We start from the raw sequence: 6,119 nt of genomic DNA, 5'->3' as shown, positions 1-6,119 counted from the left end.
AACCAATGTAGGAGCGAGCTTGCTCGCGATGCGCCGCGCGGGCGGCGCTCGATCTTGAGAACGCTGAAAATCTGTCGCCTGGAGACCGGCACTCCACCTGTCCCACCCCTGTAGCGCCCGACGCAACACCTGTAGCGCTCCAGCATCCCCGAAAACGCTCCTCCTTTTCCCGAAAACCCCCGTAAACAAAGCCCTCCAGCCCAATCAAAACAATCTGGCATAGCCGTTGCTCTGTCCCTGGTGCGCAGCGAAAAGATCGCGCCACTAATAAGAACAGGACTAACCCCATGAGACAGATTGGCCATGCCTCGCCTTCCGGCGCTCGTTCCACCGTCGCCGGTATCCCTCTGAAATCCCTGGCTGCCGCGTTGCTGTTGAGCCTGGCCACCACGCCAGCGCTGGCCGTTGAAGTGCCGGCCAATGTCGACAGCAAGCGGCTGATTGCCGCCGACAAGGAACCCGGTAACTGGATGAGCACCGGGCGGACCTACGACGAGCAGCGCTACAGCCCGCTCAACAACATCAGCGATAAGAACGTCGACAAGCTCGGCCTGGCGTGGAGCTACAAACTCGACCTGGATCGCGGTGTGGAAGCCACGCCGATCGTGGTCGACGGCGTGATGTACACCACCGGGCCGTTCTCGGTGGTGTATGCGCTGGATGCCCGCGACGGCAAGCTGATCTGGAAATACGACCCGCAATCGGACCGCAACCGCGCCGGCGAAGCCTGCTGTGACGCGGTCAACCGCGGAGTGGCGGTGTGGAAGGGCAAGGTCTATGTCGGGGTGCTCGACGGCCGCCTGGAAGCCATCGACGCCAAGACAGGGAAACGCGCCTGGTCGGTCGATACCCGCGCCGACCACAAGCGCAGCTACACCATTACCGGCGCGCCACGGGTGGTCAACGGCAAGGTGGTGATCGGCAACGGCGGCGCCGAGTTCGGCGTGCGCGGCTACGTCACGGCCTATGACGCCGAAACGGGCAAGGAAGCCTGGCGCTTCTACACCGTGCCGGGCGACCCCAAGTTGCCGCCCGAAGGCAAGGGCATGGAAATCGCCGCCAAGACCTGGTTCGGCGATGCCTTCGCCGAGCAGGGCGGTGGCGGCACAGCCTGGGATTCGTTTGCCTTCGACCCGGATCTGAACCTGCTGTATATCGGCGTCGGCAACGGCTCGCTCTGGGACCCGAAATGGCGCAGCCAGGCCAAGGGCGACAACCTGTTCCTGTCGTCGATCGTCGCGGTCAATGCCGACACCGGTGAATACGTCTGGCACTACCAGACCACTCCGGGCGACGCCTGGGACTACACCGCGACCCAGCACATGATCCTTGCCGAGCTGCCGATCGACGGCAAGCCGCGCAAAGTGCTGATGCAGGCGCCGAAAAACGGCTTCTTCTATGTGATCGACCGCGCCACCGGCGAGTTGCTCTCGGCCAAGGGCATCGTGCCGCAGAGCTGGACCAAGGGCATGGACATGAAGACCGGTCGGCCTATCGTCGATGACGAGAACGCCGCCTACTGGAAAGACGGCAAGCGCAAGCTGGTGACGCCGGCCTTCTGGGGTGCCCATGACTGGCAGCCGATGTCCTACAACCCGAACACCGGGCTGGTGTACATCCCGGCCCACATCATGTCGGCCTACTACGAGCACATTCCCGAGGCGCCGAAGCGCAACCCGTTCAAGAGCATGTACCAGCTGGGCCTGCGCACCGGGATGATGCCGGAGAATGTCGACGGCCTGCTGGACATGGCCAAGGGCTGGTCGGGCAAGCTGATCGCCTGGGACCCGGTCAAGCAGCAACCGGCCTGGGAAGTGCCCTACGTGACCATCTTCAACGGCGGCACCCTGAGCACCGCCGGCAACCTGGTGTTCGAAGGCAGCGCCGACGGCCGCGTCATCGCCTATGCCGCCGACACCGGCAAGAAACTCTGGGAGCAACCGGCGGCCAGTGGCGTGATGGCGGCACCGATCACCTACAGCGTCGATGGCGAACAGTACGTGACCTTCATGGCCGGCTGGGGCGGGGCGTTCTCGACCTTTGCCGGGGCGCTGTCGCTGCGGGCCGGGGTGCAGCCGTTCTCCCAGGTGCTGACCTACAAGATTGGCGGCACCGCCAAGCTGCAAGAGCCGGCACCGCGTCCCGACACCCCGAAACCGCCTGCGCTGAGCAACGACACGGCCTCCATCGAAGCCGGCGCCAAGCTGTATGACGGCTATTGCTCGCAGTGCCATGGCATCCACGCGGTCAGCGGCGGCGTATTGCCCGACCTGCGCAAGCTGACGCCGGAGAAACACCAGATGTTCCTCGGGATCCTGTTCGGCGGCCGTGTGCCTGATGGCATGCCGTCCTTTGCCGATGCCTTTACCCCTGAGCAGGTCGACCAGATCCATCAGTACCTGATCAAGCGCTCCCATGACCTGCAGAACGAAGGCGAATCCTGGAAGCAGTTCAGCGCCAAGCAATAAGCCTACGGGCCGGCCGGCGCCATTGCCGGTCGGTCGCGCCATCCCCGACAAGAGAGACGCGGATATGAGTGACGCCATCTACCAGAACTACATCGCCAATGCCTTCGTCGCCAGCGACGAGCTGATCGAGGTGCATAACCCGGCCAACGGCCAGTTGCTCGGGCGTGTGCCCCAGGGCAGCAGCGCCGATGTCGAGCAGGCCATTGCTGCCGCACGCCAGGCCCAAAAGGCCTGGGCCCTGCGGCCCGCCATCGAGCGTGCGGGTTATCTGCGCAAAATCGCCAGCAAGGTGCGCGAGCACGCCGAGCGCCTGGCGCGGGTGATTACCGCCGAGCAGGGCAAGGTGCTGGAACTGGCCCGGGTCGAGGTGAATTTCACCGCCGACTACCTCGACTACATGGCTGAGTGGGCGCGGCGCCTGGAAGGCGAAGTGCTGAGCAGTGACCGCGCCGGCGAGAGCATCTTCCTGCTGCGCAAACCGCTGGGTGTGGTTGCCGGGATTCTGCCGTGGAACTTCCCGTTCTTCCTGATCGCCCGCAAGATGGCGCCGGCGCTGTTGACCGGCAACACCATCGTGATCAAGCCGAGTGAAGAAACCCCGATCAACTGCTTCGAATTCGCCCGCCTGGTGGCCGAGACCGATCTGCCCGCTGGCGTCTTCAACGTGGTCTGCGGCACCGGTACCACGGTCGGCAGCGCGCTGACCAGCCATCCCGGCATCGACCTGATCAGCTTTACCGGCAGCGTCGGCACCGGCTCGCGAATCATGGCCGCCGCCGCGCCGAATATCACCAAACTCAACCTGGAACTGGGCGGCAAGGCGCCGGCCATCGTCCTGGCTGATGCCGACCTGGATCTGGCGGTCAGGGCCATCACCGCCTCGCGGGTGATCAACACCGGGCAGGTATGCAACTGCGCCGAGCGGGTGTATGTCGAGCGCAAGGTGGCCGATGCGTTTATCGAGCGCATTGCCGCGTCCATGGCCGCCACCCGTTATGGCGACCCGCTGGCCGAAAGTGGCCTGGACATGGGCCCGCTGATCAATCGCGCGGCGCTGGACAAGGTGGCGCAAATGGTCCGCACCGCCAGCGGGCAGGGCGCGCAGATCATTACCGGCGGCGCGGTGGCTGACCTGGGCCAGGGCTTCCACTATCAGCCGACGGTGCTGGCCGGCTGTTCCGCCGACATGGAAATCATGCGCAAGGAGATCTTCGGCCCGGTGCTGCCGATCCAGATTGTCGACGACCTGGACGAGGCCATCGCGCTGTCCAACGACAGCGAATACGGCCTGACCTCATCGATCTACACCGGCAGCCTGAGCGCGGCCTTGCAGGCGACCCGTTCGCTGGACTTCGGCGAGACCTACATCAACCGCGAGAACTTCGAAGCCATGCAGGGCTTCCATGCCGGGACGCGCAAGTCCGGCATTGGCGGTGCCGATGGCAAGCACGGGCTGTACGAGTACACCCACACCCATGTGGTGTACATCCAGGCCTGATAGCCCGTCCGTTGAAAACGCCCGGACCGTGTTTAACGGTCCGGGCGTTTTTCGTTGCGGCTCAGAGGCAGTCGTTGGGCTGCACCAGCCGGTGTTTTTTCATCTGCCGGTAGAGCGTCGAGCGGGCGACGCCCAGTTCGCTGGCCGCCGCGCTGATATTCCAGCGATGGCGGCGCAAGGTCGCCAACAGGCTCGACGCTTGCGGTTCGCTGCTCGTCGGCGGGGTGGCCGGCAGCGCGTGCACGGCGGGGCTGCGCAGCAGGTCGCCGGGCAGGCAGTCCAGGTCGATACAGCCGTCCTCGGCCAGCGCCACCGCGTAGCGCAGGGCATTGAGCAACTGGCGGATATTGCCGGGCCAGGGCGCGTCGAGCAGGCATTGCCGCGCCGGGTCGGTGAGCTGCAGGCCCTGAGCCTCGGCCTGGCTGTCGAGCAGATGCTGGATCAGTTGCGCGCGGTCACTGCGCTCGCGCAGCGGCGGCAGGTTGAGGTTCATGCCGTTGAGGCGATAGAACAGGTCTTCGCGAAAGCCCTTGTCGCGCAACATGCCCTGCAAGTCCTGGTGCGTGGCGCATATCACCTGGATATCCAGCGCCACCGGCGACTGAGCGCCAAGGGGGGAAATCTCCCGCTCGGCCAGCACCCGCAGCAGGCGGGTTTGCAGGTGGGCTGGCATATCGCCGATCTCATCGAGAAACAGCGTGCCGCCATTGGCCAGTTCCAGCTTGCCCTTCATGCCTTTTTTCTCGGCACCGGTAAAGCTGCCGCCGCGGTAGCCGAACAGTTCGCTCTCGATCAGGCTCTCCGGGATCGCCGCGCAGTTGAGCGCGATAAAGGGCCCGCTATGGCGGGCGCTGGCCTGGTGGATGGCCCGGGCAAAGGCTTCTTTGCCGGTGCCGGTTTCGCCGGTAATCAGGATGGCGATGTCCTTGTCGATCACCTTGCGCAGGCGTCGCACCGCCTGTTGCAGCGCCGGGTCGGCGCCGGCCAGTTGTTCCAGGTCGGGGTGGCGCGGCCGCGGCGCCTTGGTCGGTGCCGGTGTCGGCGCCACGCGGTGCTGCTCCGAGGGGATGCGCAGGCTCAGGTCCAGCAGCGCTTCGTCATGCCGGGCACGCAGGCGCAGGCCGCGGGCGCCACCGTTGGTCAGGCGCAGTAACTCGTTGACGCCCATGGGCAGCAACTGGTCGATCAGGCTGCCCAGCAGGTTGCGGCCATTGGCCTGGTCATGGGCGACAAAGGCCGCGCGGTTGGCGCCGATCACCCGACCGCTGTCGTCGACTGCCAGCAGTTGCTCATTGGCCAGGTCGGCGATTTCGTCGATGGGCTTGAGCGAAAGCGTCAGGCGATCCCGGTAGCTTTGGCGAAAGTGCGCGTTCTCGATCAGGCGCGCATACAGGATCACCAATTGCAGGGTCAGGTATTGGCTTTCCTTGGGGCCATCGCTGTTCAGGCAGGTGGCGTTCAGGCAACCCTGCAACAGGCCCTGGGCATTGAAGATCGGCGCGACGGAACAACTCAGGCGCGCATTGGCGGTGAGGAAATGCTCGTCGCGATGGATGATCAGCGGCTCGGCCGCCGCCAGCGTGGTGCCGATGCCGTTGGTGCCAGCGATCGACTCGTCCCAGCGCGCGCCGACCACCAGGCCCGAGCGGATGTACGGGTCATGCTGGACGGGCAGGCGAGCGTCGAGGGTGATGCCCTGCTCGTCGCTGAGCAGCACCGCGAAACCGGCTGGCACCACGCGGCGGGCCAGGCCGCTGACGCCCTGGCTGGCGATATCGAGGTACTGCTGATGTTGTTGCTGGTGGCGGCGGATATCGTCGGCGCACAGGATATCCAGGCGGGTGGCCGTGGCGGGGTCGAGCCGGTGCTGCATGACGCTGCGGTACCAGGACTGGGCAATCACCCCGTCCGGGCGGATCCGCCGTTCGGGGAAATGCTCGTTGACGAAGGCAGCGAGTTCGCTCGGGTGGGTCTGGGCGCTATGCCGCGTCATGGATAGGCTCCCTGTGGCGTGCCGCTTGGGCACGGCGATCTTGTTATGGGGCGACGAGCCGTGGCTGTCACGGGGGCTAAGATAGCCCTTGGTGGCGGGCAGCGCCATGGTGGGATGGCATGGATAGTGGCGCAAGTCCTCGACATAACACTGTCCCCTG

At 65.3% G+C, this 6,119-nt stretch carries 3 protein-coding genes; 2 read left to right on the top strand and 1 reads right to left on the bottom strand.

Annotated features, from left to right (window positions below; genetic code table 11):
• The first annotated feature begins 287 nt into the window (after positions 1-287).
• Entirely contained in the window at positions 288-2,468 is a 2,181-nt protein-coding gene (locus NTD88_RS27350; RefSeq protein ID WP_262155953.1) for a PQQ-dependent dehydrogenase, methanol/ethanol family, read from the top strand.
• Between the two features lie 64 nt (positions 2,469-2,532).
• Entirely contained in the window at positions 2,533-3,966 is a 1,434-nt protein-coding gene (gene aldA, locus NTD88_RS27345) for an aldehyde dehydrogenase (protein WP_262155951.1), read from the top strand.
• 61 nt (positions 3,967-4,027) lie between these two features.
• Here aldA and NTD88_RS27340 read toward each other — a convergent pair whose 3' ends face one another.
• Entirely contained in the window at positions 4,028-5,959 is a 1,932-nt protein-coding gene (locus tag NTD88_RS27340; protein ID WP_262155950.1) for a sigma-54-dependent Fis family transcriptional regulator, read from the bottom strand.
• Positions 5,960-6,119: the final 160 nt, after the last annotated feature.

Origin of the sequence: Pseudomonas sp. 20P_3.2_Bac5 (genome assembly GCF_025466035.1) — a bacterium.
GTDB lineage: Bacteria > Pseudomonadota > Gammaproteobacteria > Pseudomonadales > Pseudomonadaceae > Aquipseudomonas.
This window is presented reverse-complemented; position numbering and strand designations above follow the sequence as displayed.

Bases quoted from the DNA above. Each gene is read 5' to 3' on its own strand.
- NTD88_RS27350 (WP_262155953.1), top strand. From the start codon at position 288: ATGAGACAGATTGGCCATGCCTCGCCTTCCGGCGCTCGTTCCACCGTC.
- aldA (WP_262155951.1), top strand. From the start codon at position 2,533: ATGAGTGACGCCATCTACCAGAACTACATCGCCAATGCCTTCGTCGCC.
- NTD88_RS27340 (WP_262155950.1), bottom strand. From the start codon at position 5,959: ATGACGCGGCATAGCGCCCAGACCCACCCGAGCGAACTCGCTGCCTTC.